Origin of the sequence: Enterococcus faecalis (genome assembly GCF_029024925.1) — a bacterium.
Taxonomy (GTDB): Bacteria; Bacillota; Bacilli; order Lactobacillales; family Enterococcaceae; genus Enterococcus; species Enterococcus faecalis.
The window spans coordinates 2,817,501-2,843,114 of sequence record NZ_CP118962.1 but is presented as its reverse complement, the minus strand read 5'-3'; the positions used below and the strand labels follow the sequence as shown (position 1 = coordinate 2,843,114).

Sequence of the window (25,614 nt, the reverse complement as noted above, 5' to 3'; positions counted from 1 at the left end):
ATGAATCAATATCAAGCAGAATCATATGATGTTATTGTCGTCGGTGCTGGACATGCTGGCTCTGAAGCAGCCTTAGCAGCCGCACGAATGGGCGTTAAAACGTTACTTTTAACGATTAATTTAGATATGGTTGCTTTTATGCCATGTAACCCTTCTGTTGGTGGACCTGCCAAAGGAGTCGTTGTCCGAGAAATCGATGCATTAGGCGGCGAAATGGGTAAAAACATTGATAAAACCTACATCCAAATGCGGATGCTAAATACTGGTAAAGGTCCAGCAGTGCGTGCGTTGCGCGCGCAAGCTGACAAACATGCCTATGCGACAGAAATGAAACATACCATTGAAAAAGAAGAAAATTTAACCCTTCGTCAAGGGATTGTTGAAGAATTAATCGTGGAAGATGGCGTTTGTCGTGGTGTTGTAACTTCAACAGGTGCCGCATACCGTAGTCAAGCAGTGGTGATTACTGCCGGTACTGCCTTGCGTGGCGAAATTATTATTGGTGAATTAAAATATTCATCAGGACCAAACAATTCGCAACCTTCCGTTGGTTTAGCCAATCATTTAAAAGAATTAGGTTTAGAAATCGATCGCTTTAAAACAGGAACGCCGCCACGAGTAAAATCAAGTACGATTGATTATTCTGTGACAGAGGAACAACCAGGCGATAAAGAACCCAACCACTTTAGTTACAGCACGCTAGATAGTGCCTACAATCAAAACCAAGAACCTTGTTGGTTAACTTATACGAATGAAACAACGCATGAAATTATTCAAAAAAATCTACACCGCGCCCCAATGTTTACTGGGATTGTTGAAGGTGTGGGCGCTCGGTATTGCCCATCCATCGAGGACAAAATTGTTCGTTTTGCAGACAAACCAAGACACCAATTGTTCTTGGAACCAGAAGGGTTGAATACCGAAGAAGTTTACGTCCAAGGCTTATCTACTTCTTTACCAGAAGATGTCCAAACAGAAATGCTTCATTCTATTGAAGGATTAGAAAAAGTAGAAATGATGCGTACAGGTTACGCCATTGAATACGATGTGGTAGTCCCTCACCAATTACGCCCAACATTAGAAACAAAGGTCATTGAAAATCTTTATACAGCAGGTCAAACGAACGGAACTAGTGGCTACGAAGAAGCTGCTGGTCAAGGCTTGATGGCAGGAATTAACGCTGCATTGAAAATTCAAGGCAAAGAGCCTCTTGTTTTAAAACGTAGTGATGGCTATATTGGCGTCATGATTGACGATTTAGTTACAAAAGGCACTAACGAACCTTATCGCTTATTAACGTCACGTGCGGAGTATCGTTTGATTTTACGACATGACAATGCGGACTTACGTTTAACAGAAATGGGTCATGAAATTGGCTTAGTCAAAGAAGAACAATATGCCGCCTATCTAGTCAAAAAAGCGGCTGTTGAAGCGGAAATTGCCCGCTTAGGCAAACATCGGATTAAACCAACCAAAGAAGTGCAAGCATTTTTGGAAACCAAAGGCGCTGCTGGCTTAAAAGACGGTATTTTAGCTAGAGATTTTCTGAAACGCCCAGAAATCAGTTATCAAGAAGTCGCTCAATTTATTCCCGCACCTGAAGAGGCACTCGATCCGAAAGTAATTGAACAAGTAGAAATTCAAATCAAGTACGAAGGCTACATTAAAAAAGCCATGGAAAAAGTTGAGAAACTAAAACGCATGGAAGCAAAACGCATTCCAGAAAACATTGATTACCAAGCGATTAACGGCTTGGCGACAGAAGCAAAACAAAAACTACAAAAAATCCAACCAGAAACGATTGCCCAAGCAAGCCGTATCAGCGGTGTGAACCCCGCTGACATTAGCATTTTGATGGTCTACATCGAACAAGGAAAAATCGCGAAAGTGCAAGGATAATAAAAATTTGAAGCAGTTGCTTCTTCACGGATGATTGATTGTGAAGAAGCAACTGCTTTTTTGTTTTGAATTAGTCTACTTTTTTTTCTAAACTGCAAAAAAAGACTGTCTTAAATAATTTCACAAACTGACCTATACCGAAAGCGCAAACAAATGATAGGAGTGGAACAAATGACAGATTGGTTAGGAATTAAAGGAAAAGTAGTGATTGTTACAGGAGGCTCATCTGGTATTGGTCGTAGCATTGTTGAAAGCTTGTTAGCACAAGAGGTCTATGTCGCTAATTTTGATATTTCAGCATCAGAAACGCAACATGAGCATTTACTCTTTGTGAAAGTCGATGTAACTTCTCGAGCAGAAGTAGAAGCGGGTGTCGCTCAAGTGGTGGAAAAATTTGGAACCGTAGATGGCCTAGTAAATAATGCCGGAATCAATATTCCTCGTCTATTGGTGGATAAAAATCATCCTCATGGGCCTTATGAATTATCGGATGAGGTATTCGACAAAATTGTAGCCATCAATCAAAAAGGGCTCTACCTAATGAGCCAAGCAGTGGGCCGGATTCTTGTACAAAAACAAGCAGGTGTCATTATTAATATGTCTTCAGAAGCTGGATTAGAAGGCTCCGAAGGGCAAAGCGCCTACGCTGCAACGAAAGCAGCGGTCAGCAGTTATACACGTTCATGGGCTAAAGAGTTAGGAAAATCAAACGTCCGTGTCGTGGGGATTGCGCCAGGCATTATGGAAGAAACGGGCTTGCGCACTTTAGCATACGAAGAAGCATTGGCTTATACACGAAACATTTCTGTTGAGCAATTGCGAGCAGGTTATTCAAAAACAAGTACGATTCCATTAGGTCGTAGCGGAAAACTCCATGAAGTCGCTGACTTAGTATGCTATTATTTATCAGACCGTTCAAGCTATATTACAGGCATCACCACAAACGTAGCTGGAGGTAAAACAAGAGGATAGAGGTGGGAAAACTAAATGACGCTAGTAAATAGATGGTACCAAGTAATAAAATTACTAGTTGATCACAAAGGAATGAGCTTACAGGAATTGCAAGAAAAATTAGCCGCAAGTCCTCAAACAGTTCGTAAAAACATTGATACATTGAATGATGAATTAATCGGTATCGCCCAAATTATTCAGAAGGAAAATCTCTTTCAGTTAGAAATCAATAACTTTGAAGGTTTTGAAGAGGTTTTGTCTGGACGGCTAAAAAGGGAATCTGATTTTAATTCTTCAAGCAAGCGTGTTTCCTACATTATCAAACGATTAATAGAAGAAGATCAATTTATTTCAACTTATGATTTATCCGAAGAACTCGCCGTTAGTCGCGGCACAGTTAATAAAGACATTAAGCGCATGAAAGAGCTGATTGCTCCTTGGCAGGTTGCGGTTGTAGGCACGCCAAACCGTGGCATTCATTTAGAAGGAAAAGAGTTTGATTTACGCTTACTTCATGTGAATTACGTCCAAGAATATTTTGAAGAACAGTTTCTTCATGAAACTACCAAACAAATGATACAAAAAATAATCAAAGAAACAAGACTAGCGAAACAAGATAGTTTTCTTTTACGAAGAGTGGTTTCAATTGTTTTGCAGCGTGTTTTAGCTGGAAAACTCATTACGGAACTACCACCAGAATATGTTGATTATGTTCGTCATAACGAGCAGATTGAAGAACTGATGTATCACTTGGAAATAACCTATAATGTAACGTTAAGCCAATGGGAACGTTCCTTTATCAGCTTTCCTTTTAACATCAACACAAACCATATTCGTAATTCTTTATTGGCTGATGAAGGACTCTTAGCTGACTATTTTCAAAAAATGATGAAAAAAATTCATCATTCAGTTGTTGTTGAATTTGATGAGGACTTCTTGTTTTCAGAAATGAAAGATCATTTAAGAAACGTGATGAATCGACTCGTTTTTCATGTGGAGTGTCACGATTTATTTTATGGAGAAATTGAACGACAATATCCTTTGGCCTATGAATTAGCCAAAATTGGCTTGCAAGAATTGGGCCGTTTGTTGAATCGTTGTGTGCCGACGGTTGAATTTGGGTATCTCGCTTTGTATTTTGAACTAGCATTGAGAGGGAACTATGAAGCGGGAGCCAAAAAAGAAATCGCTGTAATCTGCAGTACAGGTCATGGAACGGCCTTGATCATTCAGCGGCAATTGGAAAAAGTTTTGGGTCCAGACGTCCAGATTGCCCATTTTTCTGAAGAAGAGGCAGAGAGAAGAGAATTGAATCAATATTTTGCTATTTTTACAACCATTCCCTTAAAAAATATTCGACCACAAACACCGATGATCCATTTAACTAATTTATTTAACGATACTTGGCTCAGAAATGAGTGGCAGAGAGCAAAAGAAATTCGTTCCGTGGAATCTCAAAATATTCATATGACCTATCAATTATTAGAGAATACTCAAGGTTACCGAGCGAATATCCAGAAAATGGTTGCTGATTTAGAAGCAGAAAAATTAGTAGATCCTCAATTTATCGAACGAATTTTTACTAGAGAAGATCAACAAACAACTATTTTTGAATCGGGGATTGCCTTTCCCAATACAATTAATCAAGCCTTACCAACGATTATTTTATCGATTGGGGTTTTTGAAGAATCACTGGTTACACCAGAAGGTAAAGTTGATGTTATTTTGCTGTTGGGTATTCCAGAAGAGCTGACGGCCACTGTTGAAGCAGAGTTACTACAACTATATGACCGCTTGTTTACAATCGCAGGAGACGAACGTTTACGTAATGAGTTACGGAAGCAACGAGATGTTTTAGCGGTTAAAGAGTGGATGCAAAGGAAGGGGATTATCATATGAGTTTTATCTACGTATTCGGGGCGCTTTTTTTAACAGCTTACTTCGTTCAGATAGCTATGGGAATGAAACAGATTAAACACTTTAATCAAAACTACCAAGAATTGCGACAATTAGGGAAAGTCGCGATTGGTCGACGTGCAGGGAAGTTAAAAGCAGGCACGATTATCTTGTTTGCTGTGGATTCGCAAGGGAAAATCTTAGCCGCTAGAAAGATGCAAGGTGTCACCGTTCTAGCTAAATTTCATCCCTTACCTCAGTACGTGAACGAGGATATTCATTATATGGATCATTACCATCCACTCGTACAAAAGGAAAATAAATTAACCCAACAAGCGATGGAAAATGCACGAGAAATTTACTTACGTGTTGAGCTTGGCAATTATCAAGAAACACAACCATTAACGCCGCTTAATGGAGCCAAAATTCAATGGCAATTATGGAAAAATAAAGTACAAACAAAATTGAAAGGAAGTGTCGAGTAATGTCTTATATTACAAAATTTGCGGAAGGATTTATGCACCTTTTCCAAACAGGAGCAGAAACATTTATTTCTTGGATGACAGGCATCGTACCTGTTGTTTTGATGTTAATGGTAGCTATGAATACCTTAATTGCTTTTCTAGGAGAAGAAAGAGTAACCAAAGTAGCCAAACTTTCTGCCAAAAATCCTATTACGCGATATTTAGTGCTGCCTTTTTTATCCGCTTTTATGTTAGGCAATCCAATGTCCTTTACGATGGCACGATTTTTACCAGAATACTATAAACCTAGCTATTATGCTGCACAAGCGCAATTTTGTCATACCAGTAATGGAGTTTTTCCTCATATTAATCCTGGTGAATTGTTCGTTTGGTTAGGGATTGCGCAAGGGATTGATACGTTAGGACTAAATTCGATGGACCTAGCGATTCGCTATATGTTTGTAGGGATATTAATGAATTTTATTGGCGGTTGGGTTACCGATTTCACTACCGCCTATGTTTGCAAACAACAAGGAATTACCCTTAGTAAAACAGTAGAGATTGCTGTGGATTAGAAAGGAGCAAGGTGAGATGACGTACAATAGTATTAAGGTAGTTAAAGGAAATGGCGGTTATGGTGGGCCCTTAGTGATTACACCGACAGAAGAAAAACATAAATTTATTTACATTACAGGTGGCGGCGAGAAACCCGCAATTGTTGATAAAATCGTAGAATTGACAGGAATGGAAGCGGTCAATGGTTTTAAGACATCGATTCCAGATGATGAAATCGCATTAGCCATTATTGATTGTGGAGGCACTCTTCGTTGCGGAATTTATCCTAAAAAAGGAATTCCTACTATTAACGTTGTTCCAACTGGCAAAAGTGGTCCCTTAGCACAATACATTAATGAGACAATTTATGTTTCCGCTGTAGGCCCGAAACAAATTACATTGACATCAGAAGAAGCTGCTGCTGATACAGAAAAGCCCACCTCGAAAAAAACAGAATTTAAATATGATACAAGTAAAAAAATTACTGAACAAAAAGCGGAACAACAAAGTTTTGTTGCGAAAATTGGTATGGGTGCAGGAAAAGTTGTAGCGACATTCAACCAATCAGCCCGTGAAGGCGTACAAACGATGATCAACACAGTGATTCCGTTTATGGCATTTGTTTCTTTATTAATTGGTGTGATTCAAGGTTCAGGAATTGGTGAATTTTTTGCCAATATCATGGCGCCATTGGCAGGAAACATTGTGGGTTTAACAATTATTGGTTTTATTTGTTCTCTGCCGTTTCTTTCTCCTTTATTAGGTCCTGGAGCAGTAATCAGCCAAGTAATTGGTACGTTAATTGGTGTGGAAATTGGGAAAGGCAACATTCCGCCACAACTAGCCTTACCAGCATTGTTTGCTATTAATACACAAAACGCGTGCGACTTTATTCCCGTGGGCTTAGGCTTGGAAGAAGCTGAAGCTGAAACCGTTGAAGTCGGGGTCCCTTCTGTTTTATATTCTCGTTTCTTAAATGGTGCCCCTCGAGTACTAGTTGCTTGGTTAGCAAGTTTTGGATTGTATAGTTAAAAAATTTTTTTTGGAGGATGGGAAATGTCAGTATTTACAACAAAGGTTCAGTCTATTGGGCCAGAAGCCGAATTATTTAAAGAAGAAAAAATGGTCATCTTATTTGGAAAAGATGCACCAGATGCTTTAGCAGATTATTGTTATAACATTGAGGTTCAGCCAGTCACAGAAGCGATTACGGACAAGCAAACGTTAGTGATTGATGAACAAACTTACCAGATTACCGCTGTAGGCGAGGTAGTATTAACTAATTTAGACACATTGGGTCACATTACTATTAAATTTGATGGCGCAACAACACCTGAATTACCAGGTACATTATATGTTGAAGAAAAAGCTATTCCTGAAATAACTGTTGGTACAACAATCACTATTCTATAATTATCGTTTGAGGGAGGAACGTAAAAGATGGAATTTATGCTAGATACAATTAATCTTGAGGCTATTCGAAAGTATCAGAAAATTTTACCACTGGCAGGCGTAACGTCTAATCCCAGTATTGTTAAACAAGCAGGAAAAATTGACTTCTTTGCGCAGATGAAAGAAATCAAAAAAAAGATTGGACAAGCGAGTTTGCACGTCCAAGTGGTCGGTCAAACGACAGAAGAGATGCTAGAAGATGCCCAAACCATTGTACAACAATTAGGCCAAGAAACATTCATTAAAATCCCAGTCAATGAAGCAGGCTTGGCAGCCATCAAACAACTAAAGCAGGCAAATTATCGGATAACAGCAACCGCTATTTATACAGAATTTCAAGGCTACCTAGCGATTGCGGCAGGTGCAGATTATTTAGCACCGTATTATAATAGGATGGAGAATTTAACAATTGATTCTCAAAAGGTTATTGAGCATTTAGCTGCAGAAATTAAACGGACGAACGCAAAGAGTAAGATCTTAGCTGCTAGTTTTAAAAACGTGGCACAAATTAATCAAGCCTGTCAAATGGGGGCGCAAGCGGTCACTATCGCACCAGAACTCGTGACACAAGGCTTGGCAATGCCCGCCATTCAAAAAGCAGTAACTGATTTTCAGGAAGATTGGGTTGCTGTTTTTGGAGTAGAAACGGTAAACGAATTAGCATAAAAAGAACGAGAAGAAAAAGCGGCCATTTTTCTTCTCGTTCTTTTTTTGTTTCACATGAAACATCTACGATTATTCATTTGCTTAAAAATTAGACAATTTTCTTTATTTGTCAAAGAATTTCTTAAAAAAAAGGGTTATCTTTTGGGTATTTTTTTTGGTAGCAGTATGATGAGGGTATCAAATGATAGGAGGAAACGAGAATGAGATACACAAATGGAAATTATGAAGCATTTGCTCGACCAAGAAAACCAAAAGGTGTAGATGACAAGAGTGCCTACATCGTTGGTGGTGGCCTAGCAGGTTTAGCAACGGCTGTTTTCTTAATTCGTGACGGTCAAATGAAGGGCGAAAATATTCACATTTTTGAAGAACTCACGCTGTCTGGCGGTTCTTTAGATGGTAAATTTATTCCCCATGATGGCTTTGTCACTCGCGGCGGACGCGAAATGGAAAACCATTTCGAGTGTTTGTGGGATCTATTTCGTTCGGTACCATCATTAGAAGTAGAAGATGCCTCTGTCCTAGATGAGTTTTACCGTTTAGATTTAGATGATCCGAATTCTTCAAATTGCCGCATTATTCATAACCGTGGCGAACGTGTCCCAGATGATGGACAATTTACTTTATCCAAAAAAGCACAAAAAGAAATCGTTGATTTATTTATGACTTCTGAAGATCAATTAATTGGCAAAAAAATTGAAGATGTTTTCGGCGAAGAATTTTTTGAATCCAACTTTTGGATCTATTGGTGTTCAATGTTTGCTTTTGAAAAATGGCACTCTGCCATTGAAATGCGCCGTTACATCATGCGCTTTATCCACCACATCAAAGGTTTGCCTGACTTTACAGCCTTGAAGTTTACCAAATACAATCAATACGAATCGTTAGTGAAACCATTACTAAGCTTTTTAACCAATCAAGGGGTAGACTTTCAATATGAAACAACGATCAATGATATCCAAGTCGACATCAAAGGAGCTACTAAAGTTGCTCGGCGATTATTGCTGACACAAGCGGGCAAAACCAAAGAAATTCCTTTAACTGAAAATGATTTAGTCTTCGTAACGAATGGCTCAATTACTGAAAGTTCGACGCAAGGAGATCATCATACACCAGCACCAATTACTCATGAACTAGGGGGAAGTTGGAATCTCTGGAAAAACTTAGCAAAACAATCCCCAGAATTTGGGCACCCAGAAGTTTTCTGTGAAAATTTACCAGATGAAAGTTGGTTTGTCTCAGCAACGATTACGTGGGAAAATTTCGATATTGAACCGTATCTTTCTCGGTTAACACATCGTAAATTACGGACAGGAAAAATTGTCACAGGTGGTATTATTACTATCAAAGACTCTAATTGGATGATGAGTTTTGCTATGCATAGACAACCGCATTTCAAAGAACAAAATGATCAACAATCTATAACTTGGGTATATGGATTACTTTCTAATAAACCAGGAAATTATATTAAAAAACCAATCGAACAATGTACAGGCCAAGAAATTACGCAAGAGTTACTTTATCATTTAGGGGTCCCAGAAGGGGAAATTGAACGTATTTCAGAAGAATCGGCTACCACTATTCCGGTTTATATGCCGTTTATCACTTCTTACTTTATGTTAAGAGAACCAGGCGATCGACCATTAGTTGTACCAAACGGCTCTAAAAATCTTGCTTTCATTGGGAACTTCGCAGATACTGAACGAGATACGGTGTTTACAACAGAGTATTCTGTACGGACAGCGATGGAAGCTGTTTATCAATTGCTAGAGGTTGAACGCGGAGTACCAGAAGTGTTTGCTTCTGCATACGACTTGCGCGTCTTAGCAAACTCTGTTTATTATTTATCTGACAAGAAAAAATTAACAGAAATGGATATGCCGTTCGTGGAACGCAAAATGGTTGAACACTTTGTGAAGAAATTTGAGGATACGTATATTGGTGATATTTTAAGAGAAAATCATTTAATTTAGTTGAAAAAGCGAGTGTAAATCACTCGCTTTTTTGGTTGTTTTATTAACCGTTGAATAAATATTCATTATTGTGTATATTTCTTTTGCGATTTTATAGATATTAAATATATAATATGTTGAATGGGAGTAGCCAGTGGGCAACTTCGCAAAAAAATCTTAATTTCTGAAGAGACTTTTTCAAAATTTTGTTGAAAAGAAGGCGCATTTTTACCATAGTTTCTTCACATTTAACGGCTATTATTTAAACATACCCGATAAACAAAACCCTAACAAAACACTTTTTCATTTTTTAACTCCTCCGCCCGCCCTTCCCCAAAGGGCGGGTTGTTTTTTTGCGTTAAAGCAGTTGGCATTTTGCGGGGAAAGGATTATCATTATAGAAGAAGTATATAGAAAAAGGCGGCGAGAAGATGGGACGTTGGCAAGAATTACAACAAGCAATGAGTGCTGGTGTAGAGGCGGCGATTGACGCTGGCTGGGACCGCCAAGCTGTTTATGGATTAGTGGAAAGCGCCATAAAAGACACGCGTTTCTTGCCACTTGAGCAAGCGAAAACAGCAGTCACGGAACTGTTTTCTGAAGTGGAAGAAGTGGGCTCTTCAGCGTATGAGCGATTATTTCGCTTTTCGGCTTATCGTCCGCAAGAAAAGCTCTCGTTACTGTTATGGCAATTAGGTGCAGTGTTGGATCAGCATGGCATGTTGCAATTAGTAGGACCTTATCGTTTCTCGAAGACGATTGCACCGCATGCGACGTTTTGGCATTTGTTGGCAAAAACAGTTCAAAAAGCCTATCCGTTAGGTCTTCTTGGGAGCTTTAATCAAGAGAAAGCGAAAAAGATACATCAATTAAGAATGTATATTGATCGTCAAAATATCACGTATATCCGCGATTTTTTTAAACAAGAAGGGGACACCGATGAACAGGCATTAAAACGCTATGTTTTTGCGGCCAAGCCGCAAGGAATGGGCGGGCGGAAACTGAAAAAAAGCTCTGCTCGTTTACACAACAAATACCCTGAGGGGGCATCTTATTCTTTGATTAATAAGAAACGATTGACGCCTAATTTTCACAGTGAGTTTATTTTGAATGAAGAAGGGACCTTTGTAACCCAGTGGGATGTGTTAGTTGAAGACTGGCGAGGCAGATTAATTAGTAATCCAGCTTATTATCAAGCGGCCAAAAACAATGAATACCAGGAAAAAGTCTTGAATGGTGAATCGTTTAATTATGCAAATCGGAATAATCGTACCCATGAATTACTAGATAGTTCACCACCAGGGAGATTTGATCATCAATTACGAAAAACAGCCAAAAAAGGTTGGTTAAGTCCCCGTATCCAAGAATACGACTACCGCAGAGAACGACAAATAAAGTGCGATGATTATAGTAAGTAAAACAAGCCAATGTTTCACATGAAACATTGGCTTGTTTTACTCTTAGAGAAAGGCGGTTTTCGTTGCCGCCAATTGAACATTTTGGCCCGTGGCTAGAGACTTTTTACTACATAAAAAGGCGGGTTTTTCTTTTATCATTCAGGCAAAAATCTTCCGAAAAGCATTGCAAGAAATTGCTATTTGCGTTAAAGTAGGAAAAGATGATTGTGAAACATTTTTCTGTTTCACAAAAAAGGAAGGAGTCTTTATGCTACCCGAAGAATTTAGACAACTATTAGCCGAAAAAGGCATTGAATTGACAAACCAACAGATGACACAATTTGACCAATATTTCCATTTACTAGTAGAATGGAATGAAAAAATGAATTTAACAGCCATTACAGAAGAAAAAGAAGTTTATTTGAAACATTTCTATGATTCTGTTTCGTTGGCATTCTTTGAAGACTTTGCCAGTGACAAAGCCATTTGTGATGTTGGCGCAGGCGCAGGATTTCCAAGTATTCCTTTGAAAATTGTTTTTCCTTCATTAAATGTCACAATTGTTGACTCTTTAAATAAACGAATTACTTTCCTAACAGAGTTGGTGAATCAACTAGGTTTGGCTAATGTTTCTTTGTATCATGATCGTGCAGAAACATTTGGTCAAAAAGCAGAATTTCGTGGCGCGTTTGATTACGTTACAGCGCGAGCAGTTGCACGATTAAATGTTTTAAGTGAACTGTGTTTACCCTTAGTTAAAAAAGAAGGCTATTTTTTAGCCTTAAAAGCATCGAAAAGTGAAGAAGAAATTAATGAAGCAAAACCTGCAATCGCTACATTAGGCGGTCAATTTCAAAAAGAAGTTGGTTTTACTTTGCCGATTACGGCAGACGAACGTCACATTGTCGTGATTCAAAAGAAAAAAGAAACCCCTAAAAAATATCCCAGAAAACCTGGATTACCAAATAAACAACCGATTAAATAAGATGGAGGCACACACATGACACGAATTATTTCTGTAGCGAACCAAAAAGGCGGCGTTGGTAAAACAACGACCACTGTAAATTTAGGCGCATGTTTAGCAAACTTAGGCAAAAAAGTCTTACTGATCGACATTGATGCACAAGGAAATGCTACCAGTGGCATGGGTGTCCCTAAACCAGATGTCGCACATGATGTGTATGATGTCCTTGTAAATGAAGAACCAATCACTAGCGTGGTTCAACATACCAGCCGTGAAAATTTAGATATTGTCCCTGCAACTATTCAATTAGCAGGCGCCGAAATTGAGTTAACTTCAATGATGGCTCGAGAATCGCGCTTGAAATTAGCAATTGATGAAGTAAGAGACATGTATGATTTCGTTTTAATTGATTGCCCGCCTTCTCTAGGGCATTTAACAATCAATGCTTTTACAGCAAGTGATTCGATTCTAATTCCTGTTCAATGTGAATATTACGCATTAGAAGGCTTGAGTCAATTGCTAAATACGATTCGCTTGGTTCAAAAACATTTTAACCCTGAATTGAAAATTGAAGGGGTCTTGTTAACCATGTACGATGCTCGGACCAATTTAGGTGCCGAAGTCGTTGAAGAAGTCCGTAAATATTTCCGTGAAAAAGTCTATGATACGATTATTCCAAGAAATGTCCGTTTATCCGAAGCACCAAGTCATGGTTTACCAATCATTGACTATGATATTCGCTCAAAAGGTGCCGAAGTGTATCAAGCACTAGCAAAGGAAGTGTTGGAGAATGAATAAAGGCAAAGGTTTAGGCAGAGGCATCGATGCCTTGTTTCAAGATATCGCAAAGCTAGAAGATGTCGACGTTAAGAACGAACAAGTGACAGAAATTCTATTAAACGAACTTCGTCCCAATCCTTACCAACCGCGGAAAACATTTGATGAAACCTCTTTACAAGAACTTGCAAACTCGATTCTACATTCCGGTGTGTTTCAACCGATTATTGTTCGTAAATCGGCAGTTAAAGGCTATGAAATTATTGCAGGTGAGCGTCGGTTCCGGGCTTCTAAATTAGCCGGCAAAGAAAAAATTCCCGCAATTATTCGCGAATTTGATGAAGAATCCATGATGCAAGTTGCTGTTTTGGAAAACTTACAAAGGGAAGATTTAAATCCGCTAGAAGAAGCAGAAGCCTATGAAATGCTAATGAAAAATTTGAAATTAACACAAGCGGAAGTCGCAGAACGTTTGGGCAAAAGTCGCCCGTATATTGCCAATTATTTACGGTTGCTAACTTTACCAGATGCGGTCAAAGCAATGGTTCAAAAACAAAGCATGTCAATGGGTCAAGCACGGACGTTATTAGGCTTGAAGAACAAAGAACAGCTATTGCCATTAGCTAATCGTTGTATTAAAGACAATTTAACGGTTCGACAATTAGAACAACTTGTCGCTGAATTAAACGAAACACAAGGCAAAAAGGGCAAAAAAGCGAAAAAAGCCATCAAAGAAAAACCCATTTATATTCGTGAAAGTGAAGACCGCTTAATGGATAAATTTGGGACAACCGTAGCGATTCAAGAAAAAGAAGGCAAAGGGAAAATTGAAATTGAGTACTTGTCCTCTTCGGATTTGGCTAGAATTTTAGATATTTTAGATATTCATTTTGACGAGGAATAAAAAGCAAAGTGAGAAAGTAAGACAGAAAGTCACAAATCCTTTTGCTAGTTTCGTTAAAAAATGGTATTGTAATCATGGTATTTTTATATAAGTAAGAGAAGAAAGAAGGCTTGGAACATGTATGATTTAGGCGATATTGTCGAAATGAAAAAGCCGCATGCTTGCCAAGCAAATCGTTGGCAAATCATTCGCATGGGCGCTGATATCAAAATCAAGTGCACGAATTGCGGGCATATTGTCATGATGCCGCGTCGTGATTTTACTAAAAAATTAAAAAAAGTAATCGAGAAAAAAGCAGACTAATGCTTTGATGCCTCTAATAGAAAAGAGAATAGACTGAGAGAAAGAGTGGAAAACAAATGGCACTAACAGCTGGAATTGTCGGCTTACCAAACGTTGGTAAATCGACCCTATTTAACGCAATTACAAAAGCAGGAGCAGAAGCTGCAAATTATCCCTTTGCAACGATTGATCCAAACGTCGGCATGGTTGAAGTACCAGATGCCCGTTTACAACGCTTGACAGAACTAGTAAAACCGAAAAAAACAGTTCCCACAACGTTTGAATTTACAGACATCGCCGGAATTGTTAAAGGTGCCAGTAAAGGAGAAGGGCTAGGAAATCAGTTTTTAAGTCACATTCGTCAAGTAGATGCAATCTGTCACGTGGTTCGTTGTTTTGATGACGAAAATATCATGCGTGAACAAAATCGGGATGCGGATTTCGTTGATCCTTTAGCAGACATTGATACAATTAATTTAGAGCTAATTTTAGCAGATTTAGATTCAATCAATAAGCGCTATACTCGCGTGGCTAAAATGGCGAAAGCAAAAGATAAAGAAGCGGTGGAAGAATTAGCTGTTTTAGACAAAATTAAACCAGTTTTAGAAGAAGGTTTATCTGCTCGTACGATTGAATTTACGCCAGAAGAAGAGAAAATTGTTAAATCTCTTTTCTTATTAACCACAAAGCCGGTCCTTTATGTAGCAAATGTTTCAGAAGATGAAGTGGCGGATCCAGACAACAACGAGTATGTACAACAAGTTCGTAATTTTGCAACCAGTGAAAATGCGGAAGTAATCGTGGTTAGTGCGCGAGCAGAAGAAGAAATTGCTGAATTGGATTCTGAAGAAGACAAGGCTGAATTTTTAGAAGCAATGGGCATTGAACAATCTGGCTTAGATCAATTGATTCGTGCGGCGTACGATTTGTTAGGCTTAGCTACCTACTTTACAGCTGGTGAACAAGAAGTTCGTGCGTGGACGTTCCGTAAGGGAATCAAGGCACCTCAAGCAGCTGGGATTATCCACAGTGACTTTGAACGAGGCTTCATTCGTGCGGAAACAGTTTCTTATGAAGACCTAGATAAATATGGCAATATGCAAGCTGCCAAAGAAGCGGGCCGTGTTCGTTTAGAAGGAAAAGACTACGTCGTTCAAGATGGCGATGTTATGTTGTTCCGTTTTAACGTTTAAGAAAAGACCCATGCCCAACAAGCAATTTGTTTTGGGGTAAGCCCACATATTTAAGGCCATTCAGCCGTTTAGAAAGAGGTTCCCTCTACATGAGGGTGAGGAGGATACAACTATGGAAGCAGAAGCATTACGAGCAATCGTGGCTGAGAATCGTCAATTAGAACAGAATTTGACTAAAAGAAATGAACAATACATTTTTGACTTAAAAAAATCATTAAAAGCGGCTAATTTATCTGAAGAGGAGCTAGCATTGGCTCTACACGGTATTTTACCAGAATTAGTAGCCGGTCAAAAAACAGGTAAAACAGCCCGTCAGTTATTTGGCACTGTTTCAGAACGGACGGAAGCAATTTTAAATAAACCAGCAGAAGTCAAAGAACCAGCGGGCTGGATGATTTGGCTCGACAATACCTTATTATTGCTTGGTTTATTAACAATCATGTTAGCGGCGATGTCTCTATTTTCAAAAGGAACCGCACAGCCTCTCGGATTAACCACATATATCTTAGGTGCGATGGCTGGGGGTTATGTTTTCTATCTAATGCACAAATATGTTTACCGTTTTGATCGTCAAGGTGGCGACAAAAGCAAACGTCCTGGTTGGTTAAAAACGACCGCCATTCTATTTGGCGGAATGTTCTTGTGGATTGCAGTTTTCGCTGGTTCAGCGATGCTGCCACCAGTAATCAATCCCATTTTAGATCCGATGATTGCTTTAGTAATCGGTGCGTTAGCCTTTGTAGCACGCTATTTCTTCAAGAAAAAATACAATATTCAAGGTAGTTTCATGACACGTCAATAAACGGCGCGCGCTCAATTGTGAATGCGCTCGGCTGACGCAGAAACTGCAACAAGTAAAGTCGCTCTCTCAATAGAGCGTTTTAACAGTTAAAGCCTGGGGGATTAGTCGAAAAAACTAGTGTCCCAGGCTTCTGTTTTCAGAAGTTTGCTAAAGAAAGGAGCCTCTTATGGGACAACAAGTGAAGTCTTGGTGCCGTCAACACGAGCGGCTACTCATTTTTATTAGTTTTCTCTTATTAAGTGGACTTTCTCTCTATTTTGTCTATTTTCAAGAGAATTTTTTACGAGCAAGTGATTTCCGCTTTCATCAAAATCGGGTGGAAGGCCTCGCATTAGCAATTAAAAACAACGACTGGTTTCCTAAAATCAATTATTTTTTCTTGGGAGGCTATGGCTATGCCTCTAGTTTGTTTTATCCAGATGCGTATCTTTATTTACCTGCGCTTTTGCGTGTTCTGGGGCTTTCCTTTGTCGCTAGTATGGCGATTTTTGTGTTTGCGGTAAACTTGGCAACATTTAGTCTTACTTATTATGCAGGCCGATTAATGGCGCTCTCTAAAAAAAGAAGCTATCTCTTTGCCATTTTGTATGGCTTATCTATCTACCGCATGCAAGACTTGTTTAATCGCCAAGCGTTAGGAGAATTTTTGGCGCTAAGTTTTTTTCCGTTGGTCTTAGCGAGCCTGTTTTTATTACGAAAGGGAACCACGAAATGTTGGCCGTTGTTAACGCTGGCGATGACTGGGATTGGGTTGGCTCACTTTATTTCTATTGAAATGGTTTCTATTTGGATTGGGTTATACATTCTGTTTTATTGGCAGCAGTTTTTTAAAAAGGAGGTCCTGTGGGCATTAGCGAAGGCTGCAGGTCTGACATTGCTTTGGCTGGCCTTTTATCTTTTACCAGTTGCTGAACAAATGAAAAATCAAGTGTTTAAAGTTACGTCCAATCCACTCACTTATATTTCCGAAAGAAGTTATCCCATTGTTTCTCTTTTCATTAATAGTTTAAAGAGCAGTGTTTTTCACGCGAAAACAGCGAATCTAGGAACCCTTTTGTTTGTAGGGCTTGTTGTAGCAGTGGTTTCGCTTGCTAGCAAAAAAATTCAGGACAAACGGTTTATTGGTTTGACGCTGGTACTCTTATTGATGGTTACTACGCTTTTTCCTTGGCACTGGCTGAACCACACGCCTTTAAATACGATTCAGTTTCCTTGGCGGTTTTTAGGGATTCTTTCCGTAATGCTCGCTTTTTTCATTTCACAAGACGAATGGGGTGTTTTCCGTAAATTTTGGACTGTGGCTTTGTTGGTTTTCCTTGCCATCAGCAATTTAGGCATTTATCAATATCAAAGTATTCAGTCACAACAAGGCCACCTGTTAACAAAAGCTGAGTATGAGCAACCAACGCCTTTTTATATCGGTGCGGGCCATGAATATTTGCCAGATGAAATCAATTATCAGGAATTATTGAAACAGAAAAAACGACAACTTGATTATTCGGCAGCACAAGTAACCATTACAAATGTTAGAATGCCTTATGGGAAAATTTCATTTGACTACCAAGTGGTGAAGCAATCAGCGAAGGTGACCGTTCCTTTTATTTATTACTTAGGCTATCAAGCCACGATTCAAATGAAAAACCAAACGGGCGCTAAAAAAATGAACCTAACCAATCAAGGAGGCTTAGCCGCTCTTTCTTTATCTGGTACAGGACATGTCGACATCCGTTACCAAAGAACAAAAGTGCAAAAAATAGGGACAATGATGACCTTGCTTTCTGTTGGTGGTTTTGGATTTAGCCGATTTTTACAACAAAAAAAGAAACACAAGATAAAAGAACAACGATGAAAGTAGGACCTTAATTAGGAAGAGTTTAATAAAGGACAAACCGATTTTGGCGTTTTGTCCTTTATTCCTCATTGATTATTTAAACAAATCTAGTTGACTTCCTTAGTATTATCTGTTATTTTCATATATAAAATTAAGTTGAGGAGTGGACAAAAAAATGTCAAATTGGGAAACAAAATTTGCGAAAAAAGGTCTTACATTTGATGATGTGCTATTAATCCCTGCAGAAAGCCATGTCTTACCAAATGATGTAGACATGAGTGTACAATTAGCTAAAAATATCAAGTTAAATATTCCATTGATGAGTGCCAGTATGGATACTGTTACAGATAGTAATATGGCAATTGCGATGGCTCGTCAAGGTGGACTAGGTGTCGTACATAAAAATATGACTGTCGCCCAACAAGCAGACGAAGTACGTAAAGTCAAACGTTCTGAAAGCGGCGTTATCATTGATCCATTCTTTCTAACACCAACAAACTTAGTAGTGGATGCAGAAGAATTAATGAGTCGTTACCGTATTAGCGGTGTGCCAATTGTAGAAACAATGGAAAACCGTAAATTAGTCGGAATTATTACAAACCGTGATATGCGTTTTGTAACGGACTACCAAATCAAAATTGAAGAAGTCATGACAAAAGATCATTTAGTCACTGCGCCAGTTGGCACATCTTTAAAAGATGCAGAAAAAATCTTACAAAAACATAAAATCGAAAAATTACCAATCGTTGATGAAGCAGGTCGCTTAAGTGGCTTAATTACAATTAAAGACATTGAAAAAGTGATTGAATTCCCAAATGCTGCCAAAGATGAACACGGTCGTTTACTTGTGGCGGCAGCAGTCGGTGTCACTAGTGATACGTTCGAACGTGCGGAAGCATTATTAGAAGCAGGTGCCGATGCGATTGTTATCGATACTGCACATGGCCATAGTGCCGGCGTTATTCGCAAAATTAAAGAAATTCGTGAAACGTTCCCTGAAGCAACATTAATTGCTGGTAATGTTGCCACTGCTGAAGCAACCAAAGCATTGTATGATGTCGGCGTTGACGTTGTCAAAGTTGGTATTGGACCTGGTTCAATTTGTACAACACGTGTCGTTGCCGGTGTTGGTGTTCCTCAATTAACAGCGATTTATGATGCTGCTTCTGTGGCTAGAGAATATGGTAAAGCAATTATCGCTGATGGCGGTATTAAATATTCTGGTGATATCGTGAAAGCCTTAGCTGCTGGTGGACATGCTGTAATGCTAGGAAGTATGTTAGCAGGTACAGATGAATCTCCAGGCGAATTTGAAATTTATCAAGGCCGTCGTTTCAAAACTTACCGTGGCATGGGCTCATTGGGTGCAATGGAAAAAGGATCAAGTGATCGTTACTTCCAAGGAAGTGTCAATGAAGCAAACAAATTAGTGCCAGAAGGAATCGAAGGACGTGTCGCTTACAAAGGAAGCGTTTCTGATATTGTCTTCCAATTAATCGGTGGCTTGAAATCAGGGATGGGTTACGTCGGTGCAGCAGACCTGAAAGCGTTGCGTGAAGAAGCACAATTTGTTCAAATGAGTGGTAACGGATTGAAAGAATCACATCCACATGACGTTCAAATCACAAAAGAAGCACCAAACTATTCTGTTCAATAAAATAAAAGCTGATTTTTTTGAAATTTAAAAGAGGCAGACGTCATTTCGACGTCTGCCTCTTTTTCTGTAGAATGAAGGAGTTGCTTCTGTTTCCGCCGTTTATCAATTTTTAAACCTGTAACAAAAATCACTTTGGATTTTTGTTACAGGCTCCTTTTCCTATAGAAAAAAAGCCGTTATCTGATATCAGACAACGACCTTCATCTTCCCTTTATTTAATAACTGTTAGGTTACCCATGTAAGGAACTAGGACTTCTGGTACAGTTACAGAGCCATCTTCGTTTTGGTAGTTTTCTAAAATAGCAGCGACTGTCCGTCCTACGGCTAAACCAGAACCATTGAGTGTATGCGCATATTGGACTTTATCATTTTCATCACGGTAACGAATCATCGCACGGCGCGCTTGGAAATCTTCACAGTTTGAGCATGAACTGATTTCACGGTATGTCTCTTGAGCGGGAATCCAAACTTCCAAGTCATAAGTTTTCGCAGCTGAGAAGCCCATGTCACCTGTTGAAAGAGCCATGACACGGTAAGGTAATCCCAGTTTTTGCAGAATTTCTTCGGCATTATTCGTCATTTTTTCTAATTCCTCATAAGAATGCTCTGCATCACTAAATTTAACCATTTCGACTTTATTAAATTGGTGTAAACGAATTAACCCACGTGTGTCACGACCAGCGCTACCAGCTTCAGAACGGAAAGAAGGGCTCAAGGCCGTAAAGTAAATTGGTAAATCCTTGCCATCTAAAATTTCATTGTTGTAGTAATTGGTTAGAGGGACTTCCGCCGTTGGGATTAACGTTAAATCCGTATCTTGTAATTGGAAGACATCTTCTTTAAATTTAGGAAATTGGCCAGTTCCGAACATGGCGGTGTCATTAACGATATAAGGCGTAATCATTTCTGTATAGCCATGTTCATAAACATGTAAATCTAACATGAAGTTGTATAACGCACGTTCTAAGCGAGCACCTAGGCCTTTGTAATAAACAAAACGGCTACCAGCTACTTTGGCACCACGTTCAAAATCTAGAATGCCTAAGTTTTCAGCGACTTCCCAGTGTGGTTTTGGTTCAAAAGCAAAAGTTCTTGGTTCACTCCAACGACGTACTTCTACATTTTCTTCTTCACCAGCACCAACAGGCACAGAATCATCTGGCAAGTTCGGTAAAGTAGTTGTGATCCCACGTAGCTCTTCGTCAATAGCATTAATTTCTGCATCTAACGCTTTAATATTACCGCCGACTTCTTTCATTTCCGCGATTTTGGCCGTTGCATCTTCTTTGTTCCGTTTTAATTGAGCAATTTCAGCAGACACATCGTTCCGGTATTTTTTCATTTCTTCGACTTTGACTAATAAATCACGGCGACTTTCATCTAAACGCAGAAATTCCACTAAGATTTCTTCTTTCACACCACGGGTTTGTAGCTTTGCTTTTACTTCGTCAAAATTTTGACGCATCATTTTTACATCTAACATATTTTTTCCTCCTTAAAATTAGTACATAATCAATAATAACTGTTGTAGAAAACAACAAAAAAGCCATCTCACCCCAAAAATAAATATTCTTGGGACGAAATGACTGGAAATCTCGCGGTACCACCCAAGTTCAGTAATGTTACTGCCCTTGATTTGCAGATAACGGCTGCAGACCGTTCCAACTTATTTCGCTGGACACCTGGAAGAGACGGACTTCTTTATAGATGAATGTTTGCTCGCACCCCCGCAAACTCTCTGGAATTCAGTGCCATAAATACTTTTTCTCTTAGTTTTCTCTTTTCTATAGAATACCGAAAAAGTTCAGGGATGTCAATTAACTCTCTGATTTCTTGTTGGTACGCTGTAAGGGTAGATGAATAATAAAGGAAGTCCACTTTTGATCAGACTTCGCATAAATATATCCACCATGTAAAGCGACAATACTTTGTGCAATAGCCAGACCTAAACCAGTACCCCCCGTTTCTTGTGATCGGGATTCTTCGACACGATAGAAGCGGTCAAACAACTGATCTAAAGAATGTTTAGGGATAGCTGGTCCATCATTGCGAACAGCAATAATTGCTTCGGTGCCGACTTTGTCTACTTCCATCACAATATGATGGCCGCCTTTGCCATATTTCAAAGCGTTTGAAAGAAGGTTGTTAAAGACTCGGACTAGTTTTTCTGTATCGCCTTCCATCATTAAAGAAGCTGGATTGGCTTTTACTTGGATTTGCATATTAATCTTTTTCGCTTCCAATTCAAAATCGGCAGCAAGCTGTTCAATTAATTGTGCCATATCAAAAGTCGTCGTATGAATCGGTACACTTGGTTGACGGACTTTTGTATATTCAAAAAGATCATCAACTAATAATTTCATTTGTTTCGCTTTGACGTAAGCGGTATGCGTATATTTCAGTAAATCTTCTTGGCTATGAAATTGACGATCTTCAATCAATCCCAGATAACCAATAATAGAAGTTAACGGTGTCCGAATATCATGACTGACATTCGTAATTAATTCATCTTTTGATTTTTCAATTCGCCGTTCATCTTCAATGGCTGCGACAGTACTATCCACCAGACCGTTAATACTCGTCACGACTTTTGCTAAATCACCACTTAATTCAAACGGAATGCGGTGATTGTAATTACCATCAGCGATGTAATGTAACTCACTGATAATATGACGCAATTGCATTTGGTGGTAGCGACGAATTAAGCGCCAATAGAGAACAGCTGCATCTACTAAAAAGAAAATAGGTAAGACAAATTTATTCCAGCTCCAAAACAAATCAGTATTTAATTCTTTAGCGACCGCATCCTTAGTGGCCCAGATGACACCAGCTAAGAGCGAGTTTTCACTAAGTAGTTGTCCTAAAAGGAACATAATTGAGACATTTAATAGTAGTAATAAAACAATTGTCACAATTGCTTCTGCTAATAACTCGCTGATTTCTTTAGAAGTTAAGGTAATTCGTTTTTGTTTTTCAATCTTTTTAGGTTTAACGAGCATCGATCTTATATCCAACTCCCCACACTGTTTGAATGACTTTTTCTCCACCAGTTGCTTCTTCAATCTTATCTCTTAAATGACTGACGTGAACCATCACGGTTTTAGCAGAAACAATACTTTCTTGTTGCCACACACGCTCAAAAATTTCATCCGCACTAAACACACGATTTGGATGACTAGCTAATAGATAGAGGATACCAAACTCAAGAGCGGTTAATTGAATTTCTTTTCCTTCTATTGTTTTGACTTCGTGAGAGTCCTTATTAATCATTAATGGGCCGACTTCTAATTCATCGGGTTCTTCTTTGGTTAATTGCATTTGGCTTCTACGTAAAATAGACTTCACCCGAGCCATTACTTCTAAAGGATTGAAAGGCTTGGTGACATAATCGTCTGCACCAGCAACTAAGCCTTTGATTTTATCCATATCGGTTGTTTTTGCTGTTAACATAATAATTGGAATTTGCGATTCTTTTCGAAGTTCTTTCACTACTTCCATTCCATCCATGATTGGCATCATAATGTCCAAGATTAATAAATCGATATCTGGTGTTGTGTGCAATTTGGATAACGCTTCTTTTCCATCATAAGCTTTCACGACTTCGTATCCTTCATTATGAATATAAATACTCAATAGTTCTACAATTTCTTTATCATCATCTGCAACTAAAATTTTCATAAGCGTTCATTTCCTCCATATATAAAAAAATCTCTTTTCCATATTTTAACAAATAATTGCTAAAAAGGACAAAATCCTTGATATATTACGATAAATTTAGAAGATTTTGCTAAAAGTTAATAAACTATAGCCAAAAAAGGATGAAAGGGGGTAAAAAACGAACGAAAATACCTATACCAATCATAATAATCGGTATTGAAAAAAAGTTTAAAAAAAGTGAAAATAATGATTGACCAATGCTTGAAATCTTGGTATATTATTACATGTCGCAAGGCGAGTCACACAGCTGAGCGATTCAGAAATCAATAATTAAATAACAATTCTTGATTTCAAATCTCTCGAAAAAAGTTTGAAAAAACAACAAAAAAGTTGTTGACAAATAACAAGCGAGATGATAAGATATAGAAGTTGTCACAACAGACAACAACAACCGAGCAAAACAACTTAAAAAACTTTTTAAAAAAAGTTCTTGACATTCAAACGAAAGTTTGTTATGATATAAAAGTTGCTGCGAGGTAACGTAGACCTTTGAAAACTGAACAAAGAATAGACGAACCAAATGTGTAGGGCGTCTTGATTCAATTCAAGACAACAAACATTTTTAACAAGCAAGCAATATGCTAGCAAACAAATTGAGCTTAACAATCGCAAGATTGTTCTAACTTTTATTATGAGAGTTTGATCCTGGCTCAGGACGAACGCTGGCGGCGTGCCTAATACATGCAAGTCGAACGCTTCTTTCCTCCCGAGTGCTTGCACTCAATTGGAAAGAGGAGTGGCGGACGGGTGAGTAACACGTGGGTAACCTACCCATCAGAGGGGGATAACACTTGGAAACAGGTGCTAATACCGCATAACAGTTTATGCCGCATGGCATAAGAGTGAAAGGCGCTTTCGGGTGTCGCTGATGGATGGACCCGCGGTGCATTAGCTAGTTGGTGAGGTAACGGCTCACCAAGGCCGCGATGCATAGCCGACCTGAGAGGGTGATCGGCCACACTGGGACTGAGACACGGCCCAGACTCCTACGGGAGGCAGCAGTAGGGAATCTTCGGCAATGGACGAAAGTCTGACCGAGCAACGCCGCGTGAGTGAAGAAGGTTTTCGGATCGTAAAACTCTGTTGTTAGAGAAGAACAAGGACGTTAGTAACTGAACGTCCCCTGACGGTATCTAACCAGAAAGCCACGGCTAACTACGTGCCAGCAGCCGCGGTAATACGTAGGTGGCAAGCGTTGTCCGGATTTATTGGGCGTAAAGCGAGCGCAGGCGGTTTCTTAAGTCTGATGTGAAAGCCCCCGGCTCAACCGGGGAGGGTCATTGGAAACTGGGAGACTTGAGTGCAGAAGAGGAGAGTGGAATTCCATGTGTAGCGGTGAAATGCGTAGATATATGGAGGAACACCAGTGGCGAAGGCGGCTCTCTGGTCTGTAACTGACGCTGAGGCTCGAAAGCGTGGGGAGCAAACAGGATTAGATACCCTGGTAGTCCACGCCGTAAACGATGAGTGCTAAGTGTTGGAGGGTTTCCGCCCTTCAGTGCTGCAGCAAACGCATTAAGCACTCCGCCTGGGGAGTACGACCGCAAGGTTGAAACTCAAAGGAATTGACGGGGGCCCGCACAAGCGGTGGAGCATGTGGTTTAATTCGAAGCAACGCGAAGAACCTTACCAGGTCTTGACATCCTTTGACCACTCTAGAGATAGAGCTTTCCCTTCGGGGACAAAGTGACAGGTGGTGCATGGTTGTCGTCAGCTCGTGTCGTGAGATGTTGGGTTAAGTCCCGCAACGAGCGCAACCCTTATTGTTAGTTGCCATCATTTAGTTGGGCACTCTAGCGAGACTGCCGGTGACAAACCGGAGGAAGGTGGGGATGACGTCAAATCATCATGCCCCTTATGACCTGGGCTACACACGTGCTACAATGGGAAGTACAACGAGTCGCTAGACCGCGAGGTCATGCAAATCTCTTAAAGCTTCTCTCAGTTCGGATTGCAGGCTGCAACTCGCCTGCATGAAGCCGGAATCGCTAGTAATCGCGGATCAGCACGCCGCGGTGAATACGTTCCCGGGCCTTGTACACACCGCCCGTCACACCACGAGAGTTTGTAACACCCGAAGTCGGTGAGGTAACCTTTTTGGAGCCAGCCGCCTAAGGTGGGATAGATGATTGGGGTGAAGTCGTAACAAGGTAGCCGTATCGGAAGGTGCGGCTGGATCACCTCCTTTCTAAGGAATATTACGGAAATACACATTTCGTCTTTACTTTGTTCAGTTTTGAGAGGTCTACTCTCAA

At 39.6% G+C, this 25,614-nt stretch carries 21 protein-coding genes, 1 rRNA gene and 1 other annotated feature; of the genes, 19 read left to right on the top strand and 3 right to left on the bottom strand.

Translation table 11 applies throughout. The features are described from left to right. The 18 genes from mnmG to guaB all read left to right on the top strand — a co-directional run bounded on the left by mnmG (position 1) and on the right by guaB (position 19,642). Positions 1-1,899: a tRNA uridine-5-carboxymethylaminomethyl(34) synthesis enzyme MnmG gene (gene mnmG / locus PYW42_RS14015; RefSeq protein WP_002389467.1), complete on the top strand. Its 1,899-nt coding sequence runs from the start codon at positions 1-3 to the stop codon at positions 1,897-1,899. A gap of 171 nt (positions 1,900-2,070) precedes the next feature. Next, positions 2,071-2,871, top strand: coding sequence for an SDR family oxidoreductase (locus PYW42_RS14010; protein ID WP_002355987.1), 801 nt, complete (start codon positions 2,071-2,073; stop codon positions 2,869-2,871). A gap of 15 nt (positions 2,872-2,886) precedes the next feature. After that, positions 2,887-4,749, top strand: coding sequence for a BglG family transcription antiterminator (locus PYW42_RS14005; protein WP_010816069.1), 1,863 nt, complete (start codon positions 2,887-2,889; stop codon positions 4,747-4,749). Next, positions 4,746-5,231: a transcriptional regulator GutM gene (locus PYW42_RS14000; protein ID WP_002355985.1), complete on the top strand. Its 486-nt coding sequence runs from the start codon at positions 4,746-4,748 to the stop codon at positions 5,229-5,231. The genes PYW42_RS14005 and PYW42_RS14000 overlap by 4 nt, the downstream gene beginning before the upstream one ends. Next, the gene (srlA, locus tag PYW42_RS13995; protein ID WP_002389431.1) at positions 5,231-5,785 is read left to right on the top strand and encodes a PTS glucitol/sorbitol transporter subunit IIC; all 555 of its coding nucleotides are present in this window, start codon (positions 5,231-5,233) and stop codon (positions 5,783-5,785) included. The genes PYW42_RS14000 and srlA overlap by 1 nt, the downstream gene beginning before the upstream one ends. A gap of 16 nt (positions 5,786-5,801) precedes the next feature. Then, positions 5,802-6,797 carry a PTS glucitol/sorbitol transporter subunit IIB gene (gene srlE / locus PYW42_RS13990; RefSeq protein ID WP_002355982.1) on the top strand — a complete coding sequence of 332 codons (996 nt, stop codon included), beginning with the start codon at positions 5,802-5,804 and terminating at the stop codon, positions 6,795-6,797. Between the two features lie 24 nt (positions 6,798-6,821). Further along, positions 6,822-7,178: a PTS glucitol/sorbitol transporter subunit IIA gene (locus tag PYW42_RS13985; protein WP_002355981.1), complete on the top strand. Its 357-nt coding sequence runs from the start codon at positions 6,822-6,824 to the stop codon at positions 7,176-7,178. 27 nt (positions 7,179-7,205) lie between these two features. Further along, positions 7,206-7,883, top strand: coding sequence for a fructose-6-phosphate aldolase (locus tag PYW42_RS13980; protein ID WP_002389452.1), 678 nt, complete (start codon positions 7,206-7,208; stop codon positions 7,881-7,883). Positions 7,884-8,083: 200 nt separating this feature from the next. After that, positions 8,084-9,856: an oleate hydratase gene (locus PYW42_RS13975; protein WP_002361446.1), complete on the top strand. Its 1,773-nt coding sequence runs from the start codon at positions 8,084-8,086 to the stop codon at positions 9,854-9,856. A gap of 410 nt (positions 9,857-10,266) precedes the next feature. Then, complete coding sequence (locus PYW42_RS13970; protein WP_002359189.1) at positions 10,267-11,253, top strand: DUF3114 domain-containing protein; 987 nt, start codon at positions 10,267-10,269, stop codon at positions 11,251-11,253. 247 nt (positions 11,254-11,500) lie between these two features. Then, complete coding sequence (rsmG, locus tag PYW42_RS13965; protein WP_002363562.1) at positions 11,501-12,217, top strand: 16S rRNA (guanine(527)-N(7))-methyltransferase RsmG; 717 nt, start codon at positions 11,501-11,503, stop codon at positions 12,215-12,217. 15 nt (positions 12,218-12,232) lie between these two features. Further along, positions 12,233-12,994, top strand: a complete 762-nt coding sequence (locus PYW42_RS13960) for a ParA family protein (protein WP_002355976.1) — start codon at positions 12,233-12,235, stop codon at positions 12,992-12,994. After that, positions 12,987-13,877: a ParB/RepB/Spo0J family partition protein gene (locus PYW42_RS13955; protein WP_002355975.1), complete on the top strand. Its 891-nt coding sequence runs from the start codon at positions 12,987-12,989 to the stop codon at positions 13,875-13,877. The genes PYW42_RS13960 and PYW42_RS13955 overlap by 8 nt, the downstream gene beginning before the upstream one ends. 117 nt (positions 13,878-13,994) lie before the next feature. Further along, the gene (locus tag PYW42_RS13950; RefSeq protein WP_002355974.1) at positions 13,995-14,180 is read left to right on the top strand and encodes a DUF951 domain-containing protein; all 186 of its coding nucleotides are present in this window, start codon (positions 13,995-13,997) and stop codon (positions 14,178-14,180) included. Positions 14,181-14,236: 56 nt separating this feature from the next. Next, positions 14,237-15,352, top strand: a complete 1,116-nt coding sequence (ychF, locus tag PYW42_RS13945) for a redox-regulated ATPase YchF (protein ID WP_002355971.1) — start codon at positions 14,237-14,239, stop codon at positions 15,350-15,352. A 112-nt stretch (positions 15,353-15,464) separates the two neighbouring features. Further along, complete coding sequence (locus tag PYW42_RS13940) at positions 15,465-16,154, top strand: DUF1129 domain-containing protein (protein ID WP_002363563.1); 690 nt, start codon at positions 15,465-15,467, stop codon at positions 16,152-16,154. A gap of 166 nt (positions 16,155-16,320) precedes the next feature. Beyond that, on the top strand, positions 16,321-18,003 hold the full coding sequence (locus PYW42_RS13935) for a 6-pyruvoyl-tetrahydropterin synthase-related protein (protein ID WP_002389487.1): 1,683 nt from the start codon (positions 16,321-16,323) through the stop codon (positions 18,001-18,003). Positions 18,004-18,160: 157 nt separating this feature from the next. Further along, positions 18,161-19,642 (top strand): IMP dehydrogenase, encoded by a 1,482-nt coding sequence (gene guaB, locus PYW42_RS13930; RefSeq protein WP_002389478.1) that lies wholly within the window; start codon positions 18,161-18,163, stop codon positions 19,640-19,642. A 211-nt stretch (positions 19,643-19,853) separates the two neighbouring features. On the opposite strand, the gene serS is transcribed toward guaB, so the two are convergent. From serS to croR, 3 genes are all read right to left on the bottom strand, one after another. Further along, positions 19,854-21,125, bottom strand: coding sequence for a serine--tRNA ligase (gene serS / locus PYW42_RS13925; RefSeq protein WP_002355965.1), 1,272 nt, complete (start codon positions 21,123-21,125; stop codon positions 19,854-19,856). Between the two features lie 87 nt (positions 21,126-21,212). Continuing rightward, positions 21,213-21,419: a binding site (T-box leader), on the bottom strand. Positions 21,420-21,459: 40 nt separating this feature from the next. Further along, complete coding sequence (gene croS / locus PYW42_RS13920; protein ID WP_002395290.1) at positions 21,460-22,641, bottom strand: sensor histidine kinase CroS; 1,182 nt, start codon at positions 22,639-22,641, stop codon at positions 21,460-21,462. After that, entirely contained in the window at positions 22,631-23,320 is a 690-nt protein-coding gene (gene croR / locus PYW42_RS13915) for a response regulator transcription factor CroR (RefSeq protein WP_002355963.1), read from the bottom strand. Before croR ends, croS begins: the two co-directional genes overlap by 11 nt. Before the next feature lie 666 nt (positions 23,321-23,986). On the opposite strand from croR, the gene PYW42_RS13910 reads away from it, so the two are divergent. Further along, positions 23,987-25,547, top strand: a 16S ribosomal RNA gene (locus PYW42_RS13910). Positions 25,548-25,614: the final 67 nt, after the last annotated feature.

Coding starts and splice junctions, on each gene's coding strand:
- rsmG (WP_002363562.1), top strand. CDS start 11,501: ATGCTACCCGAAGAATTTAGACAACTATTAGCCGAAAAAGGCATTGAA.
- PYW42_RS14005 (WP_010816069.1), top strand. CDS start 2,887: ATGACGCTAGTAAATAGATGGTACCAAGTAATAAAATTACTAGTTGAT.
- PYW42_RS13975 (WP_002361446.1), top strand. CDS start 8,084: ATGAGATACACAAATGGAAATTATGAAGCATTTGCTCGACCAAGAAAA.
- PYW42_RS13960 (WP_002355976.1), top strand. CDS start 12,233: ATGACACGAATTATTTCTGTAGCGAACCAAAAAGGCGGCGTTGGTAAA.
- PYW42_RS14010 (WP_002355987.1), top strand. CDS start 2,071: ATGACAGATTGGTTAGGAATTAAAGGAAAAGTAGTGATTGTTACAGGA.
- PYW42_RS14000 (WP_002355985.1), top strand. CDS start 4,746: ATGAGTTTTATCTACGTATTCGGGGCGCTTTTTTTAACAGCTTACTTC.
- mnmG (WP_002389467.1), top strand. CDS start 1: ATGAATCAATATCAAGCAGAATCATATGATGTTATTGTCGTCGGTGCT.
- srlE (WP_002355982.1), top strand. CDS start 5,802: ATGACGTACAATAGTATTAAGGTAGTTAAAGGAAATGGCGGTTATGGT.
- PYW42_RS13955 (WP_002355975.1), top strand. CDS start 12,987: ATGAATAAAGGCAAAGGTTTAGGCAGAGGCATCGATGCCTTGTTTCAA.
- croR (WP_002355963.1), bottom strand. CDS start 23,320: ATGAAAATTTTAGTTGCAGATGATGATAAAGAAATTGTAGAACTATTG.
- guaB (WP_002389478.1), top strand. CDS start 18,161: ATGTCAAATTGGGAAACAAAATTTGCGAAAAAAGGTCTTACATTTGAT.
- PYW42_RS13940 (WP_002363563.1), top strand. CDS start 15,465: ATGGAAGCAGAAGCATTACGAGCAATCGTGGCTGAGAATCGTCAATTA.
- PYW42_RS13970 (WP_002359189.1), top strand. CDS start 10,267: ATGGGACGTTGGCAAGAATTACAACAAGCAATGAGTGCTGGTGTAGAG.
- PYW42_RS13985 (WP_002355981.1), top strand. CDS start 6,822: ATGTCAGTATTTACAACAAAGGTTCAGTCTATTGGGCCAGAAGCCGAA.
- ychF (WP_002355971.1), top strand. CDS start 14,237: ATGGCACTAACAGCTGGAATTGTCGGCTTACCAAACGTTGGTAAATCG.
- PYW42_RS13950 (WP_002355974.1), top strand. CDS start 13,995: ATGTATGATTTAGGCGATATTGTCGAAATGAAAAAGCCGCATGCTTGC.
- PYW42_RS13980 (WP_002389452.1), top strand. CDS start 7,206: ATGGAATTTATGCTAGATACAATTAATCTTGAGGCTATTCGAAAGTAT.
- srlA (WP_002389431.1), top strand. CDS start 5,231: ATGTCTTATATTACAAAATTTGCGGAAGGATTTATGCACCTTTTCCAA.
- croS (WP_002395290.1), bottom strand. CDS start 22,641: ATGCTCGTTAAACCTAAAAAGATTGAAAAACAAAAACGAATTACCTTA.
- serS (WP_002355965.1), bottom strand. CDS start 21,125: ATGTTAGATGTAAAAATGATGCGTCAAAATTTTGACGAAGTAAAAGCA.
- PYW42_RS13935 (WP_002389487.1), top strand. CDS start 16,321: ATGGGACAACAAGTGAAGTCTTGGTGCCGTCAACACGAGCGGCTACTC.